The organism is Candidatus Chloroploca asiatica (assembly GCF_002532075.1).
Classification (GTDB): domain Bacteria; phylum Chloroflexota; class Chloroflexia; order Chloroflexales; family Chloroflexaceae; genus Chloroploca; species Chloroploca asiatica.
This window is the reverse complement of sequence record NZ_LYXE01000085.1, coordinates 42,321-67,699: the sequence shown is the minus strand read 5'-3', so window position 1 is coordinate 67,699 and position 25,379 is coordinate 42,321. Positions and strand designations below refer to the sequence as shown.

The window sequence follows — 25,379 nt, the reverse complement described above, 5'->3', positions numbered from 1 at the left end:
TACAACGGGTAACTACCCACCAGCACACACTTCTACCCGCTTCCTCAACTGGAGGAACTTATCAGCGGGAGCACAATACTCTTCCCAGACTGAGTACTGCGATCCTCATTGATCGCCCACGACTCGGTATACTATACATACGTTATACACGATCAAATAGTTGCATGGCAATTCTACCATAAGTCCTGTCTTTACGTAGTCCCATCCATCTGGGGAGGGAGGGCTTACTACTGTTGGGCAGCAGCCGAGATGCGCATCAGCAATCCAACGATGATGAAATTGATCAGCACCGATGAGCCGCCATACGAAATGAAGGGAAGGGTAATCCCAGTGAGGGGAATCAGGCGGAGATTGCCCCCGATAATAATGAGGGTCTGCACCGCAATAATCGTGGTGAGGCCAATGGCAAGCAATTGTTCGAACCCGCGAAAACGACCGGGGATGCGCAGCGCAATATGGTAGCCACGAAAAATCAGCAAGATATAGGCAATCAGCACCGCTAGCGTCCCGATCAAGCCCATCTCTTCACCAATCGCCGTAAAGATAAAATCGGTGTGGATCGCCGGAACGACGGCAGGCACCCCCATGCCGAGACCCTGGCCGAAGACGCCGCCGGAGGCCATCGCATAGATGGCCTGAACAATCTGATAGCCCCGGTTCTGCGCCTGGGCCCATGGATCAAGCCAGATCTGGACGCGCAGCGAAACAATCGGCAGCAACTGATAGAGCACATAGGCTCCGATGCCAAAGGCGAGCATCCCAGCCAGGACATACCAGGCTCGTCCGGTCGCAACATAGAGCATCGCCAGAAAGACGCCATAGAGCAAAAGGGCGGCCCCGAGATCGCGCTGAAAGACAATGGTGCCCATCGCGATCCCCCACATCCCAAGGAGCGGCACCAGATAGGGCAACGGCGGCAACGTCAGCGGCCCAAGACGATAGCCAGCGGCAACCAACTCGCGATGCTGATTGAGATAAGACGCCAGAAAGATCACGAGAATAATCTTGAGCAACTCGGATGGTTGAAAGAAAAACAAGCCCAGATCAAACCAGACCTTGACGCCACTATCATTCGGGTCAACCCCAAACAGAAATGTGGCAAAGATCAGCACAAGCCCGATGGTCAACCAGAGATAGCGGTAGTTATCGAGCACATCGAGCAACGAGAGCTTGAGCCAGCGAATCAGGATGCGATCCCAGGGGACAAAGAGCATCGCCGCGAGACCGACGACCCCCAGGGTCACCCAGAGTGACTGTTTGCTCGCGATACCCTCATAGCAGGGAAAGACTTCACCCCCAACCGCAGTACAAAAGTAACGCACATTGAGGCTCGGCTCAAGGCGAGCGGTCAGCATCAGGCTCAACCCGGCGAGCAACGCAACCAGTGGCAACAGCACCTGATCGGCGTGCGGACTCTTGAAACCCAGGCCAATCGACACGGCAATAAAGAGAAGCAACGGCAGCGCCGAGGGCCAGAGGATCGTCAGCAGACCGGGCAGCGTGGCGACAAACTCCCGCTGACGGGTCGCCAGCATCACCAGCATATAACCTGCTGCAAAGAAGACCAGCACCGTGAAGAGCAATTGAAACTCTACCCCACGAAATTGCCGCAGACGTGTGAGCATTGTGAACAGGTACCTTATTTCGCTGGAACAACAGCCAGCTACGCTGGCTGTTGTTCCAGCGAAAGAAATTAAACAGGCCACGATCCAACATCCCCGCGTTCGCAACTGTACCCATGGTGCGCCAGGTGATCAAGCACAGCCTGGGCGTGCTCTTCATCGCGCACTTCAAGCACGAGTTCGACACCAGCGCGATCAATAGGAACCCGCCACATGGCTCGCCGATGAAAGAGGTCGAGCACACTGGCCCCGACTTCGGCGACACGATTCACCAGCCCTGCGAGGCCACCGGGACGATCATCAACACTCGTGCGCAGCAGCAAGTAGCGCCCCTGGCGCACCAACGCCGTCTCGAGCGCCCTGGTGAGCAGGTTGCTATCGATATTGCCCCCACACAAAATCGTCGCCACAACCTCGCCTGGTTGCAGCGCCACCTTGCCCGCAAGTAGCGCGGCGACCCCAGCGGCCCCGGCCCCCTCAACGACCAGACGGCTGTTTTGCACCACATGGGCAATGCCAAAGACAATCTCGTCTTCATCGACCGTAACCACATCGTCCACGAGTTCGGCAATAATGGGCAAAGTCAATTCACCTGGAGATTTGACGGCGATGCCGTCGGCAATTGTACGTGCGGTAGCGAGCCTGATCGGGCAACCGGCGGCGAGCGAGTCGGGCACAGGGGCGCAGCCGGCCGCCTGCACCCCAATAATGCGTACCATGGGCAAGAGCGCCTTGAGCGCAATGGCGATCCCGCTGATCAGCCCACCGCCGCCAATCGGCACGACGAGCGTTTGCAGATCAGGTAACGCCTCGGCGAGTTCAAAGCCAATCGTGCCCTGACCGGCAATGACCCGGGGATGATCAAAAGCATGCACATACGTATAACCGTGCTGCTCTTGCAGCATCCGTGCGTGGGCAACCGCCTCATCAAAGCCCGAACCAGCCAGCACCACCTCGGCCCCAAGGCGCCGCGTCGCGACAACCTTGGTCAACGGGGCACGTTCAGGCATCACAATCACGGCCTGTACTCCACAGAGTTGGGCCGCCATCGCAACCCCCTGGGCATGATTGCCGGCTGAGGGAGCAATAACCCCGCGGGCCTTCTCTTCGTGGCTCAAGTGACTGATCGTATTGTAGGCCCCACGGATCTTGAATGAGCCGCTATGCTGCGTATTTTCCGCCTTATAATAGACTGAGGCCCCCAACTCGGACGAAAGACGGGCAGCCGGAATAACAGGCGTCGCCAGAATCACATCGCGCAGCGTCCGCCGCGCCGACTGAATATCAGCCAGGCTCACCGTGGTGCTCATATCAACTCAATCCTCATCCTGGAGGCCCTCACGCCGATTGGCGGCATGAGCAGCCAGGACGCGCAGACGCATCCCCGTCTCTTGATCGCCGGCCTCCTGGGCCGCTTCGATCAGCACCCCAAGGGCGAGTTGCAAACGGCGCAACCCTTCCTGATCATTCGCCAAAAAACGTGCCGCAAGCGTCCGTTCACAGTAGGCAATAACTTGTTCAACCGTTACCATAGCAATACCTCCTTAATGTAGGGATATTGTACCATTATTGGGGCCAAGCCCCAATAATGGTTCTGGTGTGGAGCGGCTTCGCCGCTACACGAGAGTTTTTGGTTCGTTGTGGCGGCTTCGCCCCCACAACGAACCAAAAACTGAGGAAGGAAGATGTATGACGATTGACGAACTCACGCGAGTAATCAATGAATTTGTGACCGCTAAGGGATGGTACGCTGACGAGACGAAGTTCCCGCAAACGCCGCGCAATATTGCGACATCGGTGGTGATTGAGGCAGCCGAGTTGCTGGAGCATTTTCAGTTTGGTGATAATCCTGTCGATAAGGCGGCGCTGGCTGGCGAGTTGGCTGATGTGGCGAATTATCTCTTTCAACTCGCCTATCTGCTGGACATTGATCTGACCCAGGCTATCCTTGACAAACTGAAGGTGAATTATGACCGTACCTGGTGAGGAGGTGCGATGGTTGCGATGGTGCAGATCCGTCTGCTCGGTGGATGCACGCTTGTTGTTGATGGATCGCCCGCAGTAGAACTTGATTCACCACGGTTGCAGGCGTTGCTGGCCTATCTCGCGTTGCACCGCGATGCTCCGTTGGGACGGGCGCAGGTTGCGTTTCAGTTGTGGCCCGATTCAACCGAGGTTCAGGCGCTGACGAACCTGCGCGGGTTGCTTCACCGGATGCGGCTCGCGTTGCCATGGTTTGATCAGTTGGTGCGGAGTGAGCGCCAGGCGTTGATCTGGCAGCCGCGGTGCGCTTGGTCGCTCGATGTGGCCGCGTTTCAGGCTGCACTCGAGGCGGCCTCTGCGGCAGAGGCGGGCAACGATCCTGCCCTGGCGCGTATGCATTTCCAGACCGCAGTGCAAGCCTATCAGGGCGATCTGCTGCCGGGGCTGTATGACGATTGGTTGCTGATCGAGCGTGAGCGCCTCCGTGATGCGTGCCTGACGGCACTTGAACGTGTGGCGCTGCACGCCGAAGAGATGGGTGATCATCCAATCGCACAGGCGTCGCTCCGGCAACTCGTGCGGATGGAGCCACTGCACGAGCCGGCGCATCGTGCGCTGATCCGGCTCGCGGCGCAGAGCGGTGATCGCGCCGGGGCGTTGCGGGCCTATCATCGCTGTGTGACGATCTTTCAGCGTGAACTGGGCGTTATGCCAGGTGCAACGACCATCCAAGAATACGAGCGAGCGCAAGGAGCCCAGGCCGATCGGGTTCCCGCTCGAACTGTGCCGACGATCCCGCTCGTTGGTCGCAAGGGTGCCGTGGCGACGCTGCAGTCCGCCTGGCAACAAACAGGCCGCGACACACCACGCCTGGTACTGCTGACTGGTGAGGCGGGGATCGGCAAGACACGCCTGGCCGAGGAACTGGCTGAATGGGTAGCACGCCAGGGCCTTGCGGTCGCAATGGCCCATTGTTACGCCACCACTGGCGAACTCGCCTATGCACCTGTTGTCGCATGGCTGCGTGCGCTTCCGTTGCGGCCCCTGGCCGATCCCTGGGTGCGTGAATTGGCCCGCCTGATGCCCGAGTTGCTCGCAGAGCGGGCGGATCTACCGCCCCCCGAGCCACTGAGTGAGCCGTGGCAACGCACGCGGCTCTTCCAGGCCCTGACGCATGGTTTGCTCACCGGACGCCACGCACTACTGCTGGTGCTCGATGATCTGCAATGGTGCGACAATGATACGCTCGATTGGCTCCAGTTTTTATTGACGGCGCCACGCGATCACGCTGGCGGATCAAAGCTAGTCGTGGTGGCGACGATGCGCAGTGAAGATCACGCCTTTGAACCCCGGTTGAGCACATGGCAGGCCCGGCTCACCCGGCAAGGGGTGGTGTCCTCAATCGATCTGGAGCCGCTGAGTCAGGAAGAGACGGTCGCGCTGGCAAGCTATGTGGCCGGGGCGCCACTGGAAGTCGAAGCTGGCACCTGGATGTATCAACAAAGTGAGGGGTACCCGCTCTTTATTGTTGAACTGGTGCGGGCTGGTCTTCTTCCTCAATTGAGCACCGCTCAACAGACAGTCACCGAGGCGGTAGCGGCAACCGCGTTACCGCCGCAGCTTCGGCAGATCGTTGAGGCTCGGCTGGCGCAACTGGCCCCGACAACACGCGAGGTGATCGAACTCGCCGCCGTGATCGGGCGCTCGTTTACTTACCGCGTCCTGGCGCAAGCAAGTACGCACGATGAGGCGACGCTCGTCGCCTGTCTGGATGAAGCATGGCAGCGACGGATTATTCGTGAACAGGATGGTGAGGCGTATGATTTCAGCCATGCCCGGCTACGCGATACGGCCTATGCGCGTCTGAGTCGCACTCGGCGACGGATGTTGCACCGACAGGTTGCCGAGGCGCTGTGTGAGGAGACCGGGCCTGATGCCGACCGGAGTGCGGGCATGATAGCGCATCATTATGCAGCCGCCGGACACGCCGCCGAGGCGATCGACGCCTCTCTGCGTGAAGCCGAGGCCGCCCGGCGGATCTATGCATACAGTGAAGCGCTGGCCGCCCTCGAACGAGCGGCGGCGTTGTTCCTCGAGCTTCCGGCCCATCCGACCACTGCACAACGCACACTGCAGGTCTACGAAACGATGGGCGAGGTGCAACTCTGGCAGGCCCGCGCTGACCTGGCCCGTGCGGCATTTGAACGAGCACTGCAAGCTGCCACCGGGCAAGCCCCGTGGGTACAAGCACGCCTAGAACGGAAACTCGGGCATACCTGGCAACGCGATCAGGGTGGGTACGCACAGATTGCGCTGCACTACGAACGGGCAGCGCACCTCCTTGGCCCCCCAGATGCGCAGGTCGACGAAGCGTGGTGGCACGAGTGGTGCCAACTCCAACTCGATGAACTGACCCTGCTCTACTGGTGGGGGCGAACCGTCACGATGGAGCAGCGCCTGAACGAGGTTCGCCCGTTGCTGGTAGCGCATGGGACGTCGCTGCAGCGAGCAGCGCTCTTTCTCAACCTGAGCCAGCAACGCAACCGGAGCAACCGCTTTGCGCCATCGTTAGAGGCGCTCACCTATGCGCGAACAGCACTTGACGCCCTGACGCCCGAGGTGCCGCCCGAGATACGCGTCAGGTACCAGTTTGGTCTCGGGTTCAATTTGCTCTGGTACGGCGATGCTGCCGAGGCCGAGGCAGTATTGCATGCGACGCTGAAGCTAGCTGAAGCGACGGGCGACCTTGCGCACCAGGCGCGTTGTCTGGCGTATCTGGTAATCGTCTATCGCCGTCAGGGGCGCGAGGCCGAGGTCGAGGCGATGATCCGGGGTGGCTTGCCCCTTGCCAAATCGATTGGGATGTACGACTACCTTGGGGCGCACCAGGCCGCGCAGGCGTGGCTGCACTGGCGACACAACAACCACCAGCAAGCAGAACGACTGGCACGGGCAGCCCTGAAAAGCTGGCACAAAAACCCTGCCTCCTACCCCCTCTACTGGCAAGCCCTCTGGATTCTGCTCGACCTCGCGTTGAACAACAACCGGCACGAAGAGGCTATTGCCCATACCCGCCGGCTCTGTAACCCTGATCAACAGATACAACCCGCCCCCATCGAACACCTACTCCAAGCGGCCCTTACCGCCTGGGACGCCGCACAACCCACGACGTCCCACGCGTATCTCCAGCGAGCCGTAACCCTTGCGCAACACAACAACGTGAGTTAAGCCGCCCCATGGAAGGAAGGGCACGGGCAAGCCGGGTACGGGCAAGCCGGGCACGGGCAAGCCGGGCACGGGCAAGCCGTGCCCCTACAGCCGCCGCCGAGCCCCCGCGCCGCCGTGCCCCCGCCCTGCCCGTGCCCCGCTCCTCGCCATATAACGCTGGTGTAACGCTGGCTCTGATAGACTTTTTGCGCAGGCATGGAGAAATGAGGGAGCAAAAAGATGAAACAAGCGCTACGACTGGTGGTTGTCTTGACGATGCTGCTGGTGCTGCCGTTGGTGCTGGTGTCCAGGCTTGAGGCGCAGGCTGAGGCGCAACTTCCTATTGGGAACGAGCTTCGGCAGGCGCTCGCACGGTATGGCGAGATTCCGGTGTTGATTGAGTTGCAGGTGCCTGCGTTTGCACAGGTGCAACAGGCGCGTACGGTTGACGCAACTGAGGTCAATCGACTCACTCGCGCTATCCACACAGCCAGCGATGCGGTGCTCGCCCGCCTGGGGGGACACCAGGTGAGCCAGGTCAAACGCTTTGACGCTTTTCCCTTCCTGGCCCTGATTGTTGATGAGGCAGGGTTGGAGGCCCTGGCCCGCGACCCTGCGGTGCTTCAGCTTAATCTGGATGTACCAGTGCCACCCCTGATGGACGAGACCTTGCCCCTCATTGGCGCAAACAATGCCCATTTTCTTAACTATACCGGCAGCGGCTGGACGGTCGCGGTCCTTGATACAGGGGTGCAGAAGACCCACCCGGCCCTGTTTGGCAAAGTCATCGCCGAAGCATGCTATTCGAGCAACGTGGCGAGCCAGGGGGCCTCGTCGCTCTGCCCCGGGGGGGCGACTAGTTCGACCGCAAATAATGCCGGTCTCAACTGTGCGTCTGGCATTACGGGGTGCGACCACGGCACGCATGTGGCGGGCATCGTCGCCCGTGTTGCGCCGGGAGCCTGGCTTTTTCCGATCCAGGTCTTTAGCCGTTTCACCGATGGCGCTGGCAATACGTTCTGTATGGATGCGAACCGCACCAGTCCCTGCACGCTCGCGTATACCTCAGATCAAGCCAAGGCGCTGGATCGGGTCTGGGTGTTGCACGTCACCAATCCTAGCATCAACGTCGCTGCGACCAATATGAGTCTCGGGAGCGGGTTCCACTCGGCCCCGTGCGATAATCTGACGCAATACAATGAGGTTCGCCTTGCGATCAACCAGTTGCGCAATGTCAATGTGGCGACCGTCATTGCGGCTGGCAACAGTGGCTATCGCAACGCAATGGCTGCGCCGGCCTGTCTCACCCCGGCGATCAGCGTCGCCGCGAGCGATAAGAATGATCAGATCGCCAGTTTCTCCAATCTTTCCCCGCTGACAACCCTGATCGCCCCTGGGACGCCAATTCTCGCCCCAGTACCCACCAGTATGACCCCGATCTACCAGGCACGGGGAGGAACTTCGATGGCCGCGCCCCATGTGGCCGGGGCCATCGCGACGTTGAAAGAGGCGCAGCCAAATGCGACGGTGCCGCAGATCGTTACGGCGCTGACGAGCAGCGGGCCCAACCTCACCGATCAACGGAGTGGCGGCTTTGTCACGAAACGCCGCCTGAATACCTGGAGTGCGCTCTGCACGCTGATTACCTGTGACAGCGACGATTTCCGTGTCATTGGTGCCAATCAGACGATTAATGGGGCCATCAATCCAGCCGGTGATGTTGATCACTACTACTATTTTGGTACCGTCGGGCAGCGCCTAACGATCCGCATGAATCGCACTAGCGGCAGCCACGATCCCTACATCGAACTGCTTTCCCCAACCGGCTTCCGTGTCGCCTTCAACGATAACGGCGGCGGCGGGGTGAATGCCCTGATCAACGGCTACCTGTTGCCCCAAAGCGGGATGTACCAACTGCGGGTGCGCAGTATGAACAATGCGACTGGCAATTACCAGATCATAACCTCGACCCAGGCCGAGCCGCTGAATCCCGCACCTCAGATTAGCCGTTTCAGCCCCACATCGACCGCAGGCACCATCTTCGGCGCTGATTTTTGGGTGGCAATCTACGGCAACAACTTTACGCCAGCAACGCAGGTGCGCTGGAATGGTCAGTTGCGAGCCAAGTTTTACAGCAGCCCCACCCTGATCTATATCCGTGTCCTCGGCGGCGACATTAGCCTCCCCTGGCCGCGCAACGCCTTTATTTCAGTCGAAAATCCGACCCCAGGCGGCGGGTCGGTGACCCGAGCCTTCCCTATTCGCGATCCCTTCCTAGGTGAAAGCAAGCTGTTGACGCCCGCGTCGGGCAGCAGTGTGAGTGCCGGCATCAGCCACACCTTCGCCATTAGCTGGACGGCACCGCTGACGACGACGACCTGGCGCGATATGCAGGCGATGGATCTGCGGCTGCGGAACGAAGAAGGCGAGATCGCTGCCTGGGTGCGCGTGGTCGAACGGGCCAATGACCAGGGGGGCAGTTTCTATCGCCTGCTCAATGCCTCCGAGGAGATTATCGGTGAGGGGTTGCCCGGTGAAGCCGTGAGCCTGGTATTGACCGATACGGTGACCCTCGATCTGGCGACCAGTCAGTTTACCGGCTCAGGCCTGACGGCTATTATGACACCGACGCTGACCTTTGGCCCGGCAGCAATCGGGACGTACAACGTCGAGTTTCGGGTTGATACGAAGAGCGGGGAGGACGACGATCCGAAGGTGCAAGAAGATGTTCTGGGAACTTTCACGGTGCTGCCTGCAGGCTGCGAAGTCGCGATCGCCGAAGTAAACCTGACCGGCGCAGCGACAGGTCTGGTTGACGAGGTGTTGGTGTACAACGCAGCCGTAAGCCCGGTGAATGCCTCCATTCCGCTCACCTACACCTGGACACCCGAACCCGCGACGGGGCAGGGCTTCCCTAACGCTGCGTTCCGCTTTGCCGAGGCCGGGAACTATCTGGTGTCGGTGCAGGTCGAAAACTGTGGGGCTTTCGCCGCCGGCATTCAGCCAGTGCAGATCAGCAGCGGTGCCTCCCCCGAGCTCACGATCACCAAGCGTGGGCCAGCTACGGCGGTACCCAATCAGCCCTTTACCTATACCCTGACCATCGCCAATCAGGGCGCAACGACCGCGACCAACCTGCTCGTGCGTGATCGGCTGCCCACCGGGGCCACCTATGTCGCCGGGGGTGCACAGGTCGGTGACGAAGTGCAGTGGCAAATCCCGGCGCTCGCAGGCTACGGTGAGACCACGGTCGTCACTGTCACGGTCCAGGCCACCGCGGATCTCGTCAACAGCGACTATCGCGCCGAAGCCGATGACAGTGTCAAGGCACAGGGGGACATCACAGTCACGACACGGCTCGTCAATGCACAGATCCTGCTCACCGCCGTCACGACCGCAACCCTGCGCTATGCGAACGAGGATCAGCAGAGCCAGATCGTCGTACCGGGCGGGGCCGTCGTTGACGACACGGTGCTGACCTATGTGGAGCGTGCGGCCCCACTTGACCTGGGCGAACTCACTTATGCCGGGCGCGCCTTCCGCCTCGCTGGGTATCAAAACAATCACCCGGTACATGACCCTCGCCTCTACGAAACCATCGTTGTCAGCCTCAGCTATGATCCGACCGCCATCGCAGGGCTTGACCCGGCGACCTTGACCCTGCGCGCCTGGAACGGCGATCGTTGGCAGCACGACGGCATCAGTTGCACCGTCAAGAGCGAGGCCCAGCAGCTCGACTGCACGCTCGCAACCCCGCTGCTGACCGACTATGTCCTAGTGAGCGCCTCAACGGGGGGCAGTCGCACCGTCTATCTCCCAATCATCCTTGATCGTGCAGGCACACTCAGCAAAACGGCGGCCATAACGAGCATCACGCAGAGCGGCAGTCAATACAACGTGGTCTTTCAAACCTTCGGCTTCACTGCCCAGTTGCCAGGGGATCATGTGCACTTCTTCTTCGACACCGTACCACCAGAAGAGGCCGGCATGCCTGGTAGCGGACCGTGGTATGTCTATGGCGGACCGAGCCCCTTCACCGGATATGGCATCGCCGATCGTCCCGTAGGCGCAACGCAAATGTGCATCCTCGTTGCCAACCCCGATCACAGCGTCATCCTTGGGTCAGGCAACTGTGTTGACCTACCATAATCATGATGGCTGCAAAGCCATGATCAGACGAAGAACCGTGCGATGCCCTGGGAGCGCGGGCAGGCCGCATCCGCTCTGGTTAATCAGCTTTTGAGGGAGGAGAGCGCTCGTATGCACAACGCGGAGTCAGGGCGCATCAGACACAGCTTGCTCATCCGCCTCTGGCGTGAAGAGACCGCCCAAGGCGAAGCTGAATGGCGAGGCCAGATTCAACATCTGCATAGCGGCGAAGTGCATTATGTGCGCGGGTTGCACGCCCTCACGCAGATTGTACAGACTATGATCGCAATGCCAGAACAGGATGAGAAAGCGGGAGAGAAATAAGATGGGAGTCGGTATGTTCAAACGTATAGTGCGTCATCCAGGTACGCTGCTCGCGATCTTAGCTAGTTGCTTGCTGCTCTTCGTCTGGCCCGTTCAGGCAGCGGAATGCACCTGGTCTCAAGCTACGGGCGACTGGAGCGACCCGGCCAACTGGAGCGGCTGCGGCGGCGGCGTACCGGGTGTGGGGGACACGGCCGTTATCAGCGCCGGTCAGGTCAATATCAGCAGCGACATCACCGTGTCTGGTCTCCACTTCTCCGGCGGCGTTCTCAACGGCCCCGGCGTCACCACGACCCTGACGGCGACCGATTCGCTGCTGCTGGACGGCGGCGAAAAATCAGTGGCGCATTTAACTCTGGTCAACGCGGGCAGCGGCCAATGGACGTCCGGTTCGTGGCGGCTGCGTCTGCCTAGCGGCGGCAGTACCTGGGGGCAGTTCCACAACGCCAGCGGCGCTACCTTCACGGTCTCCGGCGGGGTGGGATTGATCAACAGCAGCAACGAAACGCTCCGCATCGTCAATGACGGCACGCTAATCAAGATTGGCGGCGGCCTGGCTGACTTCAACAGCAGTTTCGTGCCGATGGTCAATCGCGGCGTCGTGGAGGTGCAGCAGGGGCAACTGCGCCTGCCGGGAGGCAATGCGACCGATCCCCATGAAGGCAGCTTTACAGTCACCGCCGGCGCCCGAATTGAATTTGCCGGTCATCGCCATCATTTCCACCCGGACTCGTCGGTAACGGGCGCGGGCGAAGTACGCTTCCCCGGCAATGGCGCCTGGACGTTGCAAGCTGGCATGACCTATGAGGTAGAAGGGTTGACCCGCGTCAGCGACGCCACCAGTTGCCCCTGCCGCTTGCGCATCAATACCGACGCTTTTACCGGCAGCTTGCATATGCAGAGCGGATCGGGCAAGTTCATTGAAGGGATAAACGGCAGCCTGACGGTCGCCGATACCTTCGACTGGCATACCGGCGCTATCGGCCAGCAATTTGCGACCGGAAACTTCACGCTGAACGTTTTAGGCGGTATCACGCTCCATTCTGGCCCATCGGTTATTGCCCAGAGGGGGATCGTCAACCATTATGGCACGGCCGTTTACGAAAGCGGCACCTTCTACATACGCCATCCCACCGCCCGCTTTGTCAACCATCCCGATGCGAACTTCGAGATTCAGGGCGAGCGGCTGCTGAGTTACCGGCTGGGCGGCTCAGATCCGGTGCATGGCGTCTTTGACAACCAGGGCAGCCTGATCAAAACCGGCACCGAAGCGGCGATCATCGAGGGCATCGCCATCGAAAACAGCGGCGTCATTGACGTCCAGGAAGGTAGCCTGCGCTTTACTCGCCACGCCAGCCTGAGCCAGCCCTGGGAGGGGGCGCGCCTGATCCTGAACGACGGCGTTGTCCACTCCCAGGCGCCGCTGATGTTTGAAAACAGCCGTATCTATGGGCACGGTGTGATCAACGCCGATGTTGAGATTGACAACGCCATTTTCCTCGGCTTTGGCGCAGACGGCAGCTACGAGGCCGGTATCGTCCAGATCAACGGCAACCTGACCCTGACCGATACCAGCCAGCTCTACGCCAGGCTGGTCAGCGCCGATCCGCAGCCGGGCGTGGGGTATGGCCAGTTGCGGATCAATGGCGATAGTCCGACCGAGCTGCGCGGCTACCTGGCCATTCATATTGACAGCGAGTTTGTGGATGCCATCCAGGTCGGCGACGAATTCGTCGTCATGACGTGCAGCCAGGGCTGCACCCGCTTTTTCGATCAGGTGCAGGTCACAGTTCCCGACCCCTCCGACATCTACTTTCAACCCTTCTACCAGGGCAACCAGGTGATGATTCGCGCCCTGGACGAGCCGCCGCCGCCCGAAGACGGCATTGTTGGCTTGCAGGCGGCCAACAGCGGCCCCGTATTTGCCGGGGAATCGATTCTCTTTTCGGCAGCCGTCAGCGAGGGCAGCAACGTCTTCTACTTCTGGCAGTTTGGCGACGGCGGCACCGCTAATGGCTCGCACGTGGATCATATCTACGCTGCGGCCGGGGTGTATACGGCGACGGTCACGGCCGTTAACCCCGCTAGCAGCGCCACCTTCAACATGCCCGTCACTATCTGGGAACGGCCGAATTTTGCCGGTCTGGTCTGGTACGACGGCGACGGCGACGGCCGTTTGGGGCTGGGTGAAACCGGTCTGGCGGGCGTATCGGTGACGGCCGTTGGCCCCGGCGGTAATTTACAAGATAGCAGCGATGGGGACGGCCGTTACCGCATTGATACCGAGACGTCCGGTTGGTACGATCTGAACGCCACGCTGGCCGGTCACCGCGCCACCAGCGAAGCGCCCCTCAGTCTACCGCTGCCCGCGCAGGGCAGCGCGGTGGCCGACTTCGGCCTGATTACCGCCCCCGCCGCCGGACAGGGACGCATCGTGGGCCGCGCCTGGGCCGACGCCGACGCCGACGACTTCCCCGACCTGGACGAAACCTCCTTCAACGGTCTGACCGTCACTCTCTGGCAAAATGGGGCGCAAATCGGTACAACCACAACGGATAGCAACGGCCTCTACGCCTTCAACAACCTGGCCCCCGGCAGCTACGCCGTGCAGTCCAACGCCCCCGGCGGCTACTTTCCAGCCACGCTGGTGGTAGATGCTGTGGCCGTCAGCGCCAACCAGGTCAGCAGCGCTCTGCTCGGCTTCCTGCCCGGCGGAACCATTGGCGGCAGCGTCGTCAACAGCAGCGGCCAGGGCCTCAACAACGTCGTCTTGCAGTTGGAGCAGCCGAACGGCACAGCGTTGACCACCACAACGACCAGCAGCAGCGGCGGCTACCAGTTCGGCCCCCTGCCGCCCGGCGATTATACGGTGCGCCTGCTGCCCCCAGCTCTCTATTTCCCAGCCGACGGCGAACTGACTCGTCAGCTAACAGTCGGCAGCGGCTTCCATACGCAAGATTGGACGCTCTACTTTCTGGGACGCTTGACGATCAACGCCCGCCACAGCTATTTCAGCCAGGCCACCGGCTTTCTGGAGACACCGGTCGGCGGCGTGGAATTCACCGTCAGCCACGAGAGTGGCAGCAGCGAAACCCACACCACCGGCCCCGATGGCTTGATCCAACTGGATGCGTTGACGCCCGGCCTATACACCATCACCCCCAACCTGACCACCCTGCCGCCGGAAACGACGGTCAACCCAGGCGAAAGAACGGCCGTTATCGCCGACAACACCGCCGCCTCGGTCATCTTTGGCATCAATCCGGATCAGGCTATGCGCACCATCTGCATTCGCGGCCTGCTCAACAACTTCAGCGACCGGTTCGACTGCGTGATTGAGATCCGCGTGTTGGAAGACGACCAGGGCACAGCGCCCGGCACGCTCGTTTATGAAGCGGCGGCTCGCGGCTACCATACCGTGATCGGTTTGGCGGCGGGTAGCTACGAAGTCCGCCTGATTCCCGACGAGGCCAGTTGGCCGGTCTATCAGGAAAATGTGATCTTGGCCGCTGAGACAACGACCGTTGTCAACTATCCCTACAACCCCACGCCCAACGTGTCCGACATGCGCGGCTACGCCTTTCTGGACGCCAACAGCAGCGGCACGCGCCAATGCAGCCTGGGCGAATGTAACGACCCGGAAGCCAACGGGCTGACCGTTACTTTGTACGATGCTGATTACAATCTGGTGGCCTCCACCGAAACAGAGCAGTTGAACAGCGCGGTCAGCGGCTATTTCCGCTTCCCCAACCTGGCGGCGGGCAACTACCGGGCCGTCATTGAGATGCCGTCCGGCTACTTCCCCACCACCGCTACCACGCAGGAGCGGCAGGTGACGCTGCAAGTAGGCGTGGAGGAGGTGCTCTTTGGCTACCGCCGTTTTGGCGACGCCTCGATTTCCGGCCGTGTTTATCTCGATTTGGATGGCGACGGCCGTTACAACCCCGAAATTGACACCCCCGTCGGCGGCCTGAGCGTGAGCCTGGAAACGCTGAACGGCGAGCCGGTGGCGACCAAAACCAGTTCGCCCCAGGGCAACTATCTCTTCTCTGAATTAAACAGCGGCCAATACCGGCTCATCCTCTCCCCGCCGCCCACCGGCTATACCGTCAATCTGGAGCAAATTGTCTCTGTGCCATTTAGCGATGTCAGCGTCACGGCCAATTATCCCCTGCTGCCCAACGACCAGCAGCCGCGCGTCCTCGTTTTCCTAGACAGCAACAGCAATGACGCGCCGGATGTGGCCGAACAACGACTCGGCGGCGTTACCGTGACTCTGTATGATGCGCCTTGCGGCGCGGCCCAAACGCCGGTGGCGACAGCCGTTACCAACAGCAGCGGTCTGGCAACGTTCCATTCTGTTCTGAATAACGCCGTCGGCTGCGCCAGGGTGAGCCAGTTGGCCCAGGGCACAGCGGCAGTGCATCCTAACGGTGTCTCTGTCTTACGCAGCGGCATCCCCGCCTGGTTGCCGGTACAAACGCTGGGCAGCCTCATCGTCCAACCCTTCCACGACCTCAACGGCAACGGGGGTTGGGATACGGGCGAGCCAATCTTGAGCAGTTTCACCGTGACCGCCAACGGGCAGCAGTTGACCACCGGGCCAAATGGGGCCGCCTTCAACCTGGGCGCGGGCACTGTTACGGTTAACGTGACCCCGGCCGCCGGTTATCAGGTGATGGTGGGGCTGCCGGTAACGACCGTTGTCAATCAGGGGGCGGCCACCACGCTGCGCCTGCCGGTACAGGTGAGCGGCGGCATTCACGGCCAAGTACAAACCAGCGGCAGCAGCGCCGGTTGGGCCGGCCTCACCGTTGAACTGCGCCACCTGACCAGCAACGAAACGCGGCTGGCCATTACCAGCAGCACCGGCTGCCAAAGCAGTACTTGCTGGACGGCTGGAAACTTCAGCTTCCACAATGTCAGTCCCGGCCCCTACCGGCTGCGCCTGCTCGATGTCCCGCCCGGCTATTTGCCCGGTGCAGAGCCGCTGGTCAACTACAGCGCGGGGCAAAGCGTGCAGCAAAATCTGGTCGTCTATCCGGCGGGCGCGGTCAACGGACTGGTCTATTACGACGCCAACTTCAACGGCGTAAAGGGCAGCGCTGAACAAGGGTCGAACGAATTCAGCCTGACCCTGATCAATGACGCCGGGCTGCCCACCGCAACCATCCAACCGGCCGCCAACGGCACGTTCAGCCTGTCCGGTTTACAGGCAAACGTGCAGTATGCCCTGGCTCTGAACAGCACCGCCGCCAGCGGCAACGTGGGCGTAGCCATCACCCAGTCACCGGGCTGGTTTACCCTCTCTAGTCAGCCGCTGAATCTACAAATTGGCTACTATCATGTGCCTGTCACCTCTGGCACCGAGACGAAAAACCGCTATTACGGCCAGGTCTTCACCGGCCCGCTCTACAACCGAACGCCGTTAGCCGGGGCGACGATCATCGCCTATCCATGGCAAAATACGACCCCGGCGGCCGCCGGCTGCAACCAGAGCAATCCGCCCATTTTTGGCGAAGGCTACAGCGACAACAGTGGCAACTATTGGCTCTTTGCCGGGCCGATTAGCTACAACACCTATTTCTGCCTGCGCGTGGTGGATACTCCCGGCGTGACGCAAGACCAGGTCTACATTGTGCCGGGCTACGGCGGCTGGCCGACCGCCGGTGGCTTTTTCCTGCAATCGGGGGTGGTGCAGAAAGACCTCCAACTAACCGTCAACAGTCAACCGTCAATGGTTAATCGTCAACAGCCAATCCCTCACGTTTCACTTACCTGGACCGCTTTCCGCGATGATAACGGCAATGGAACCTGGGACGCGGGCGAACTGGCGTTGAGCGGGGCCGAGCTTCGGATACATGGGTTAACGGCCGTTTCCGGCCCCAACGGTTTTGGCGAATTGAGCGGTCTGCCCGACGGCACGCATCTGCTGACGATTACGCCACCGCCAGGATATGCGGTGGTCGGATCGACTGAACGGACGCTGTTCGTGAATGGCGCGGACGTGATCCTGCCACCCATCGCTTTCCGTGTGAGCGGGGCCTTTATCGGGACAGTCTTTGCCGACAACGACGGCGACGGACGTCAAGGAAGCAGCGGCAACGAACGCGGCATCGGCGGGGTGACCGTCCAGATAAATGGCCCGGTTCTTGAAACTGTGGTCAGCGACCTGAGCGGTCGTTTCCACCTCCACGGCCTACCCGATGGTACATATACGCTCACCGTGACGCCATCAGACGGCTACGCCCCCCTGCCGCCGCAAACGGTCACCCTGACTGACGGTGGCCTCATCGGTCTGCCACTCCAGCCGGTTGGCCCAGTGGTGGGCGTTATCTACGAGGATTGGGATGGCGACGGCCGTCGCGGAGCCGACGAACCCCTGCTGCAAAGCGCCATCAGCGTCACCCTAGGCACTGCCGCTGAAACGGTTCTAACTGCCGGGCAGTTCCTCTTCTGGGAGCCAAACCCCGGCAGCTACGAAGTAGACGCCATCTGGACGGGCATTGCCCCGCAAACGATCACCGTTGGGCCAGACACTGGCAATGGGTTGGCTCTGGCCGCAGTTGACATCGGCACTGTGCGCGGCACCATCTGGCACGACACCAACGGCGACGGCATCCGTCAGCCGTGGGAAACACCCTTGACCGGCGTGACCGTGACCATCGAGGCGCAAACGGTTACCACCGACCCCCATGGACGCTTCCTGTTCATCAACGTGGCCCCAGGTCGTTACAGCTTCACCGTTACCCTGCCAGACGGTTTGACAACCGACGTGGCGACGGTTGTCGTTGAAGAAGATCGCGGAACAGCCGTTGGCATCGGTGCCATCGCTGAACTGAGTCAGCAAGACTTCAGGGTCTTGCTCCCACTGATCGCCCGATAAGCGGGGAAGGTTATCGTATAATATGAAGATGCTGTGTGGTTGCTCGCGGCTACGCCGCGAGCAACCACACCAACGCTTTGCCAAACCTATGAGGGTTTGCGCTAGGACGAGCCTTCCGTATGTCACGTCATCAATGGAGATCCTGGTCGTCTGATGAGCTTGCAGGCTGGCAACGTGCCGCCCCCACCGTCGCCGACGATCCCGCTGCACGCATTGTGCTCGTTGGGCCTGAGTTAACTTTTGCCGGTGCGCGTGAGCTGATTCCGTCGTGGGCCGCTGATACGCCTGAGCAGAGCTGGATTGAGGTGCAACTCGAGGTGACAGCAGCGCACGAGCCGCCCTCACTGTATCGCATGGGCCGCTGGGATGACGCACGCGCAGGTTCGCAACGCACCAGCTTTGCGGCCCAACGCACCCCCGTTGCTTCCGTTGCAACCGATACCTTGGTCATCACGGCCCCCGCAGTGACCGTGCGCCCGCGGATCGTGCTCGGTGGCAAGCCCGGGGCCGACATGCCCGACCTTGAGGCCCTGACGCTCTGTGTGACCTCGAACGCAACGCCTCCTTCGTCGCTTCCCGAGGCGCTCCCCGAGACTGCGCTGCCGATGCCGTTGCTTTTGCCGCAGTACGCCTACGTCGGCGGCGAAGGCTGGTGTAGCCCGGTTGCCCTTGCGATGGCCCTGGCATATTGGCACGAACAGACCGGTGACCCGCGCCTTGCACCCTTCCGCGACCCAGCCTGTGTCACCGAGTTGGTGGTACCAATGGTCAACGATCCCGCCTGGCAGGGTACCGGTAACTGGGCGTTCAATACCGCTTTTGCCGCCGCACACGGGCTGACCGCCTATGTCACCCGCCTCGAGAGCCTGGCGCAACTTGCCCGCTGGATCACCGCAGGTGTCCCGGTGATCGTCAGCCTCGGCTGGCACGAGGGCGAGCTCGAAGGTGCCCTCGTGCCGAGTAGTGGGCATCTCACGCTCGTACGCGGTTTTGCCCAGGGGCGCGTCTTGACCGCTGAACCAGCAAGTTATGAAGAAGGGCAAGTCTTGCGTTCCTACCGCGCCGATCAGTTCTTGACGTGCTGGCAACGGGCTTCAGCGGGAACCGTCTATCTTATCTATCCGCCGGGGTGGCCGCGGCCCGAGCCAGCGGCAGATGATGCCTGGGTGTAAGATCTGTGAGCCAAGAGTCACCTGATAAAATTATCGAACTGGCGCGTGAGCGCATTGCCGAACGCGAGCGCAGTGCGCAACAGCAGGCCCGTGAGGCGCGTGTCGAGCGCATCCAGGCGGGTGAACGCTTCTGGCAGGTGCTCTTTCTTGCCATGGTTGCGGCACTCTTGCTGGTGCTCTTCTTCTGGCCAGGCGCGACGCTCGAATGGAAGCTCTATGCGACGGTGCATGGCTTGGTTGCCCAGAAGCATACGATCGTCATCGACGGGCGTGCACTGCCCGTCTGTGCGCGCAATCTTGGCATCTACAGTACCTACCTCATCTCGCTCGCGTACCTCTTCGGACGAGGCCTCGGGCGCGCGGCGGCCCTACCCTCACGCCCGATCATGCTCATCCTGGGTCTCTTTATGCTGACCATGGTCGGCGATGGGGTCAACTCGCTGCTCGAAGATACCGGGCGCGTCTATTTCTATCCCCCCCGCAACGACCTGCGCACGATCACCGGGGCACTTTTTGGGCTGGCCCTGACGCCGATCATCCTCTTTGTCTTCAACCGGGTCTTGCGTGCGAATGCCGAGCCAACCCGTGCTGTACTTGACTGGAGTGATCTCATCGCCCTGCTTGGCCTCAACGGGATCTTTGTCGTCGCTGCCCACAGCGGGCTCAATTGGCTCTTCTGGCCGCTCGCGTTCCTTGGCGTCATCGGCATCCTCAGCGAACTCTTCACGATGCACCTGCTCGTCGCTGCCAGCGTGATGGGCTACCGCAATGCGATCACGCGGCTCACCCAACTCGCCCGCCCGGCCTGTGTCGCCTTGATTACCACCGGGCTCTTTACCGGCGGCCTCGCCTGGCTCCGTTTTGCCGGGGGCTAGGCACAATTGCACCATCACGCAATTGCGGGTACAATCAGCTTAGCCCTGAAGAACAATCGGCGGAATGAGCCACTTCACAGCGGCAGTGGTCTCAGGTCACTCACGGTTGACCTGGCATCCGTCGGTAGCATGGTGGCAGATCACTGGTGTGTCACAATGGAAGGGAAATTATGCGCGTCGTTGCAATGATCATGGCTGGCGGGGAAGGCACCCGGCTCAGTGTGCTTTCTGAGAAGCGAGCCAAACCTTCAGTCCCCTTTGCTGGCAAATATCGGATCATTGATTTCACCCTCTCAAACTGTGTCAATTCGGGCATTTTTGATGTTGGTGTCTTGACCCAGTATCGCCCTCATTCGCTCAACGACCATATTGGGATCGGCAAGCCCTGGGATCTCGACCGCGCCCGCGGTGGTGTCCGGTTGCTCCAACCCTACCAGGGACGCAATGAGCAGAGTTGGTACCGCGGAACGTCGGACGCGATCTATCAGAATCTGAACTTTATTACCGAGTGCCGCGCCGATCTGGTGCTCATCCTGTCGGGCGACCATATCTACAAGATGGACTACAATGCGATTCTTGAGACTCACCGCCGTCATCGCGCCGATCTGACCGTTGGGGTCATGGATGTGCCCCTCGACGAAACCGATCGTTTTGGCATTATGACGGTGGATGAAGAGGATTGCATTGTTGAGTTTAGTGAAAAACCGAAAGACCGCGATAAGGGCACGCTCGCCTCGATGGGCATCTATGTCTTCAATGCCGATGTCTTGATCAGCCGCCTCTCGGAAGGCCAGGAGAATCAGCCGCGCATTGATTTTGGCAAAAATGTTATCCCTGCGATGCTCGCCGAAGATCGCGTCTATGCCCACCGCTTCGATGGCTATTGGGTTGATGTCGGTACCATTCAGTCCTATTGGGAGACAAGTCTCCAGTTGCTTGATCCCGCCCTCGATTTCGATCTCTACGATCTCGACTGGCTGATCCGTACCCGCAGCGAAGAACGCCCGCCCGCCAAAATTGGGCCACAGGCCCAGGTCAACCAGGCCATTATCTGCAATGGGTGTACCATCCGCGGGACGGTGGAACGCTCGGTGCTCTCGCCAGGGGTCTATGTGTCACCAGGCGCGATTGTGCGCGATAGCGTCGTGATGAATGATACCTGGATTGGCCCCGGTGCGGTGCTTGACCGCGTGATTGTTGATAAGCAGGTCGTCGTGGGGGCCGGGGTGCATCTCGGAAGCGGGGACGATCTGACCGTGCCGAACCGCGCTCAACCCGATAAGATCAATACGGGCATTACCGTGGTTGGCAAGTCGTCCCATATCCCCCCAGGGACGATCGTCGGGCGCAATGTGGTGATCAATGCGGATCGCGACGAGGCTCACTTCCCCGGGCGCGAGGTGGCATCCGGCGAAACGATTTAGGAGGTAACTCTATGCTGCGCACACTCGCGCTGATCCTCGCTGGCGGTGACTCGCCCGCGCTTTCGATCTTGACCGCCGAGCGTACCGAGGCTGCGGTGCCGTTCGCGGGCAAGTATCGCATTATTGATTTTACGCTCTCGAATTGTATCAATTCGGGTATCTATAATGTCGGGGTGCTCACTCAGTATCGCCCCCGTTCGCTCCACGCCCACCTCGGCGTTGGACGCCCCTGGGATCTCGACCGCGCCCACGGTGGGCTCCGCGTGCTCCATCCTTCGCCTACCCCCGATGGCGGTGGCTGGCAACGCGGGACAGCTGATGCCGTTCGGTATAATCTCGATCTCATCGAAGATCAACAGGTTGATGCCGTCCTCTTGCTCGCCGGGGATCACATCTACAAGATGGATTACCGTCCGTTGCTCGAACTCCATAAAGAGCGTGAGGCCGATGTGACGATGGCTGTCCGTGGCGTCAGTCCTCACGAGGCCCGTCGCTATGGCATCGTTGCCGTCGGTGGCGATGGTCGCGTCGATCGCTTTGAAGAAAAGCCCCGCCGCGCTCAGTCAAACCTCGCTTCGATGGGTATCTATGTCTTCCGTAAGCAGTTTCTGCTCGATCTACTCAAGAATAGCCGTGATAATGATTTTGGGCGCCATATTTTGCCCAATATTGTCACTCGCTGCAATGCCTATGCCTACCATTTCCAGGGTTACTGGGCTGATGTCGGGACGCTCCAGGCTTTCTATGAGGCGAATATGGCCCTGCTCGCCGAGTCGCCCGCCCTCGATCTCTATGATCCCGAGTGGGTCATTCATACCGCCAGTACCTATCGCCCTGGCGTCGAGTTAGGCGCAACCGCGCAGGTCGAAAATGCCCTCTTGAGTGACGGCGCCCGTGTCTATGGCACCGTCGTGCGCTCGGTGCTCTCGCCTGGCGTCTATGTCGCCCCCGGTGCGATCGTACGCGATTCGGTTATTATGGGCGATGCCTGGATCGGCGAAGGCGCTGTGGTCGATCGCTGCATTATTGATGAGGAAGTTCGGATTAGCAAGGGCACGGTGGTTGGTGAAGGCAATGCGACAACGCCGAATCAACAGGCCCCCGAACGGTTGAATACCGGCCTGACGTTGATTGGTACCCATACGCACGTGCCCGAAGGTCTCACGATTGGACGCAATGTCGCGATCAGCCCGCGCTTAACGGCGCAGGCGTTTCCCAAAAACGGCACGGTGCCCAGTGGCGCGACCCTCTGAGATGAATCTACCTGAGGTTACGGTTGAAGCGAGCCTCCGGGCGCGCCTCGCCCAGGGCCATCCCTGGGTCTATCGCAATCATGTGCGCGGCGGCGACCGCTTGCCTTCGGGTACCTGGGTGCAGGTACGCTGTGGCAATCTGCTGGCCTATGGCCTCTGGGATGCGCAGAGCGCAATTGCTCTGCGCATCTTTAGCCTCGCTTCGTGCCCCGATGCTGCCTGGGTCGCCGATCGCGTCTGGGACGCCTGGACGCTGCGTGCGCCGCTCCGCGAGCAGAGCGCAACCACCGCCTATCGCTGGATCTATGGCGAAGGCGATGGCTTGCCCGGCCTCGTTGCCGATCGCTATGGCGATTATGTCGTGCTCCAAACCTATGCCGAAAGCGTGCAGACACTTGTTCCGCTCGTCGTATCGGCCCTCCTCACCTGCGATCGTGACCTGCGTGGCATTGTGTTACGTGAACGTGTGACCGAGGAAGGTACTGATGAGCCTTCTTCGGTACCCGATCACCCCCACCGGGTACGCCTACTCTGGGGCGAGATGCCACCAGATGAACTGGTGGTGCAAGAACACGGCCTCTTTCTCTCCGCCAATCTCTTGCGTGGGCAGAAGACCGGGCTCTTTCTCGATCATCGCGAAAATCGCCGTCTGGTCGAGAGCCTCGCCAGTGGACGCGAGGTCTTGAACTGTTTTGCCTATACCGGGGCTTTCTCGCTCTATGCTCTGCGTGGAGGGGCCGCCAGGGTCGTCAGTGTCGATAGTGGTCACGGCCTTGCCCAGGCTACCGATGCCAATCTTGCGCTGAATGGGATGGCCGCCGCAAACCATCGTTTTGTTACCGAAGATTGCTTTGCCCTCCTCGATCGCTATGCCAAAACGCGCCAGTTGTTCCAGGTGCTTATTCTTGACCCTCCCAGTTTCGCCCGCCAAAAGAGTAGCTCGCACGCAGCCTCACGCGCCTATACGCGCCTCAATAGTCTGGCCCTCCGCTGCCTTGAACCCGGAGGCTTGCTGGTCTCGGCCAGTTGTACGAGCCAGATGAGCCCTGAACATTTCCGGAGCATGCTCGCCGAAGCGGCGACCCAAACCCGCACACGCCTGCAAATCCTCCACGAGACCGGCCAACCGCTCGACCATCCCGTCCCGGCTGGGTTTCCAGAAGGGCGTTACCTGAAGTTTGTCGTGGCTCGCGCCTTGCCTGTATCCTGAAAAGGTTCGCTCACTCCTTGTGATACCGACACGGGGGTGCTATAATTCCCTATGCTATGCACGTGCTCCAGATTGCATGGGAGTATCCTCCCTACATCATCGGCGGCCTCGGGCGCCACGTCGCTGAACTCGTACCTGCCCTTGCCGCTCATGGGGTTCAGGTCACAGTGCTTGCCCCACGGTTGAGTGGGGGGGCACTCAACGAGACAAATCAGGGGATTACGATTCATCGGGTTGAGGTTCCCGAGATGCCGCGGGCTGATTTCCCTGGCTTTGTCGCCCATACCAATCAGTTGCTGATCCAGGCGGCGCTCGCGTTGCAGCCCTCCGCCGGACGCTTTGATCTCATTCATGCCCACGATTGGTTGGGGGCCGACGTCGGGACAGCCCTTAAACATCACTGGAAGATCCCTCTTGTCGCCACGATCCACGCGACGGAACGCGGTCGTGGGCGCGGCGGGCTCCATAGTCTCGCAGCCCATCGGATCAATGACCTGGAATGGCATCTCTCGTATGAGGCATGGCGGCTGATTGTCTGTTCTCATTTTATGGCTCGTCAGGTGCAAGACTATTTTCAGACCCCTGCCGATAAAATTGACATTGTGCCAAATGGGGTAAATATCGGTCGTTCTCCGTTTAATGATGCGGAACACTGGCTTGAATTTCGTCGCCGCTATGTTGCCGATGATGAACGAATGGTGTTTCATGTCGGGCGCATTGTCTTTGAAAAGGGTCTCCATACCCTGCTTGATGCCTGGCCCAATATTAGCCGTCGGATGCTGGCACGGCTCGTCATTGCAGGTACCGGTGATTATCTTGAAGCGTTGAAGGCCCGTGCCGCTGCCCTCGGCATCGGATCGACCGTACGCTTTGCCGGATTTATTACCAATGAAGATCGCGACCGGCTCTATCATGCAGCCGATCTGGCGATCTTTCCGTCACTCTATGAACCGTTTGGGATTGTGGCGCTTGAGGCACTCGCCAATGCCTGTCCGCTGATTGTCAGTGATGCAGGTGGCCTCGCCGAAGTGGTACAACACGGCATTACCGGCCTGATCGTGCCCGCTGACAACCCCGGTGCGCTGGCTGATGCGGTGATTGCGACCCTCGATCGACCTGAGATCGCACGTGCGCGTGCGGGGGCTGCACTCAATGAGATCCGCGACTATTATACCTGGTCACGCATTGCATGGCTGACCCTTGCGGTCTATCAGCAGGTTTTGAACGAATGGGATACCACGTCATGGGGAAAGGAGTTGCCTGTGACGTAAAGG

General features: G+C 60.4%; 14 protein-coding genes. 11 read left to right on the top strand and 3 right to left on the bottom strand.

The genetic code is table 11. From position 1 onward, the window contains the following. Positions 1–227: 227 nt before the first annotated feature. The 3 genes from A9Q02_RS10190 to A9Q02_RS10180 all read right to left on the bottom strand — a co-directional run bounded on the left by A9Q02_RS10190 (position 228) and on the right by A9Q02_RS10180 (position 3,154). On the bottom strand, positions 228–1,625 hold the full coding sequence (locus A9Q02_RS10190; RefSeq protein ID WP_097652561.1) for an FtsW/RodA/SpoVE family cell cycle protein: 1,398 nt from the start codon (positions 1,623–1,625) through the stop codon (positions 228–230). Positions 1,626–1,693: 68 nt separating this feature from the next. Then, positions 1,694–2,932, bottom strand: coding sequence for a threonine ammonia-lyase (gene ilvA / locus A9Q02_RS10185; protein ID WP_097652559.1), 1,239 nt, complete (start codon positions 2,930–2,932; stop codon positions 1,694–1,696). 6 nt (positions 2,933–2,938) lie between these two features. Next, positions 2,939–3,154 (bottom strand): hypothetical protein, encoded by a 216-nt coding sequence (locus A9Q02_RS10180; RefSeq protein ID WP_097652557.1) that lies wholly within the window; start codon positions 3,152–3,154, stop codon positions 2,939–2,941. Positions 3,155–3,311: 157 nt separating this feature from the next. Between A9Q02_RS10180 and A9Q02_RS10175 the strand changes: the two genes are divergently transcribed. The 11 genes from A9Q02_RS10175 to A9Q02_RS10125 all read left to right on the top strand — a co-directional run bounded on the left by A9Q02_RS10175 (position 3,312) and on the right by A9Q02_RS10125 (position 25,376). Continuing rightward, complete coding sequence (locus A9Q02_RS10175; protein ID WP_097652555.1) at positions 3,312–3,608, top strand: nucleotide pyrophosphohydrolase; 297 nt, start codon at positions 3,312–3,314, stop codon at positions 3,606–3,608. A 9-nt stretch (positions 3,609–3,617) separates the two neighbouring features. Further along, positions 3,618–6,833: an ATP-binding protein gene (locus tag A9Q02_RS10170; protein ID WP_097652553.1), complete on the top strand. Its 3,216-nt coding sequence runs from the start codon at positions 3,618–3,620 to the stop codon at positions 6,831–6,833. A 219-nt stretch (positions 6,834–7,052) separates the two neighbouring features. Then, on the top strand, positions 7,053–10,961 hold the full coding sequence (locus A9Q02_RS10165) for a S8 family serine peptidase (protein WP_097652551.1): 3,909 nt from the start codon (positions 7,053–7,055) through the stop codon (positions 10,959–10,961). A 111-nt stretch (positions 10,962–11,072) separates the two neighbouring features. Next, positions 11,073–11,285, top strand: a complete 213-nt coding sequence (locus A9Q02_RS10160) for a hypothetical protein (RefSeq protein ID WP_097652549.1) — start codon at positions 11,073–11,075, stop codon at positions 11,283–11,285. A 13-nt stretch (positions 11,286–11,298) separates the two neighbouring features. Next, a complete protein-coding gene (locus A9Q02_RS10155; protein ID WP_172450852.1) occupies positions 11,299–18,171 on the top strand; it encodes an SdrD B-like domain-containing protein in 6,873 nt (2,290 codons plus the stop codon). Positions 18,172–18,290: 119 nt separating this feature from the next. Further along, positions 18,291–19,343, top strand: coding sequence for a C39 family peptidase (locus A9Q02_RS10150; protein ID WP_097652545.1), 1,053 nt, complete (start codon positions 18,291–18,293; stop codon positions 19,341–19,343). 5 nt (positions 19,344–19,348) lie between these two features. Beyond that, positions 19,349–20,218: a DUF2085 domain-containing protein gene (locus A9Q02_RS10145; RefSeq protein WP_097652544.1), complete on the top strand. Its 870-nt coding sequence runs from the start codon at positions 19,349–19,351 to the stop codon at positions 20,216–20,218. Between the two features lie 170 nt (positions 20,219–20,388). Further along, positions 20,389–21,642, top strand: coding sequence for a glucose-1-phosphate adenylyltransferase (locus A9Q02_RS10140; RefSeq protein WP_097652542.1), 1,254 nt, complete (start codon positions 20,389–20,391; stop codon positions 21,640–21,642). Positions 21,643–21,653: 11 nt separating this feature from the next. Further along, a complete protein-coding gene (locus tag A9Q02_RS10135; protein ID WP_097652540.1) occupies positions 21,654–22,895 on the top strand; it encodes a glucose-1-phosphate adenylyltransferase family protein in 1,242 nt (413 codons plus the stop codon). Position 22,896: 1 nt separating this feature from the next. Next, positions 22,897–24,105, top strand: coding sequence for a class I SAM-dependent rRNA methyltransferase (locus tag A9Q02_RS10130; protein ID WP_097652538.1), 1,209 nt, complete (start codon positions 22,897–22,899; stop codon positions 24,103–24,105). Between the two features lie 56 nt (positions 24,106–24,161). Beyond that, entirely contained in the window at positions 24,162–25,376 is a 1,215-nt protein-coding gene (locus A9Q02_RS10125; RefSeq protein ID WP_097652537.1) for a glycosyltransferase family 4 protein, read from the top strand. Positions 25,377–25,379 lie beyond the last annotated feature (3 nt).

Coding starts and splice junctions, on each gene's coding strand:
- A9Q02_RS10180 (WP_097652557.1), bottom strand. CDS start 3,154: ATGGTAACGGTTGAACAAGTTATTGCCTACTGTGAACGGACGCTTGCG.
- ilvA (WP_097652559.1), bottom strand. CDS start 2,932: ATGAGCACCACGGTGAGCCTGGCTGATATTCAGTCGGCGCGGCGGACG.
- A9Q02_RS10190 (WP_097652561.1), bottom strand. CDS start 1,625: ATGCTCACACGTCTGCGGCAATTTCGTGGGGTAGAGTTTCAATTGCTC.
- A9Q02_RS10155 (WP_172450852.1), top strand. CDS start 11,299: ATGTTCAAACGTATAGTGCGTCATCCAGGTACGCTGCTCGCGATCTTA.
- A9Q02_RS10170 (WP_097652553.1), top strand. CDS start 3,618: ATGGTTGCGATGGTGCAGATCCGTCTGCTCGGTGGATGCACGCTTGTT.
- A9Q02_RS10160 (WP_097652549.1), top strand. CDS start 11,073: ATGCACAACGCGGAGTCAGGGCGCATCAGACACAGCTTGCTCATCCGC.
- A9Q02_RS10165 (WP_097652551.1), top strand. CDS start 7,053: ATGAAACAAGCGCTACGACTGGTGGTTGTCTTGACGATGCTGCTGGTG.
- A9Q02_RS10150 (WP_097652545.1), top strand. CDS start 18,291: ATGTCACGTCATCAATGGAGATCCTGGTCGTCTGATGAGCTTGCAGGC.
- A9Q02_RS10135 (WP_097652540.1), top strand. CDS start 21,654: ATGCTGCGCACACTCGCGCTGATCCTCGCTGGCGGTGACTCGCCCGCG.
- A9Q02_RS10125 (WP_097652537.1), top strand. CDS start 24,162: ATGCACGTGCTCCAGATTGCATGGGAGTATCCTCCCTACATCATCGGC.
- A9Q02_RS10130 (WP_097652538.1), top strand. CDS start 22,897: ATGAATCTACCTGAGGTTACGGTTGAAGCGAGCCTCCGGGCGCGCCTC.
- A9Q02_RS10175 (WP_097652555.1), top strand. CDS start 3,312: ATGACGATTGACGAACTCACGCGAGTAATCAATGAATTTGTGACCGCT.
- A9Q02_RS10140 (WP_097652542.1), top strand. CDS start 20,389: ATGCGCGTCGTTGCAATGATCATGGCTGGCGGGGAAGGCACCCGGCTC.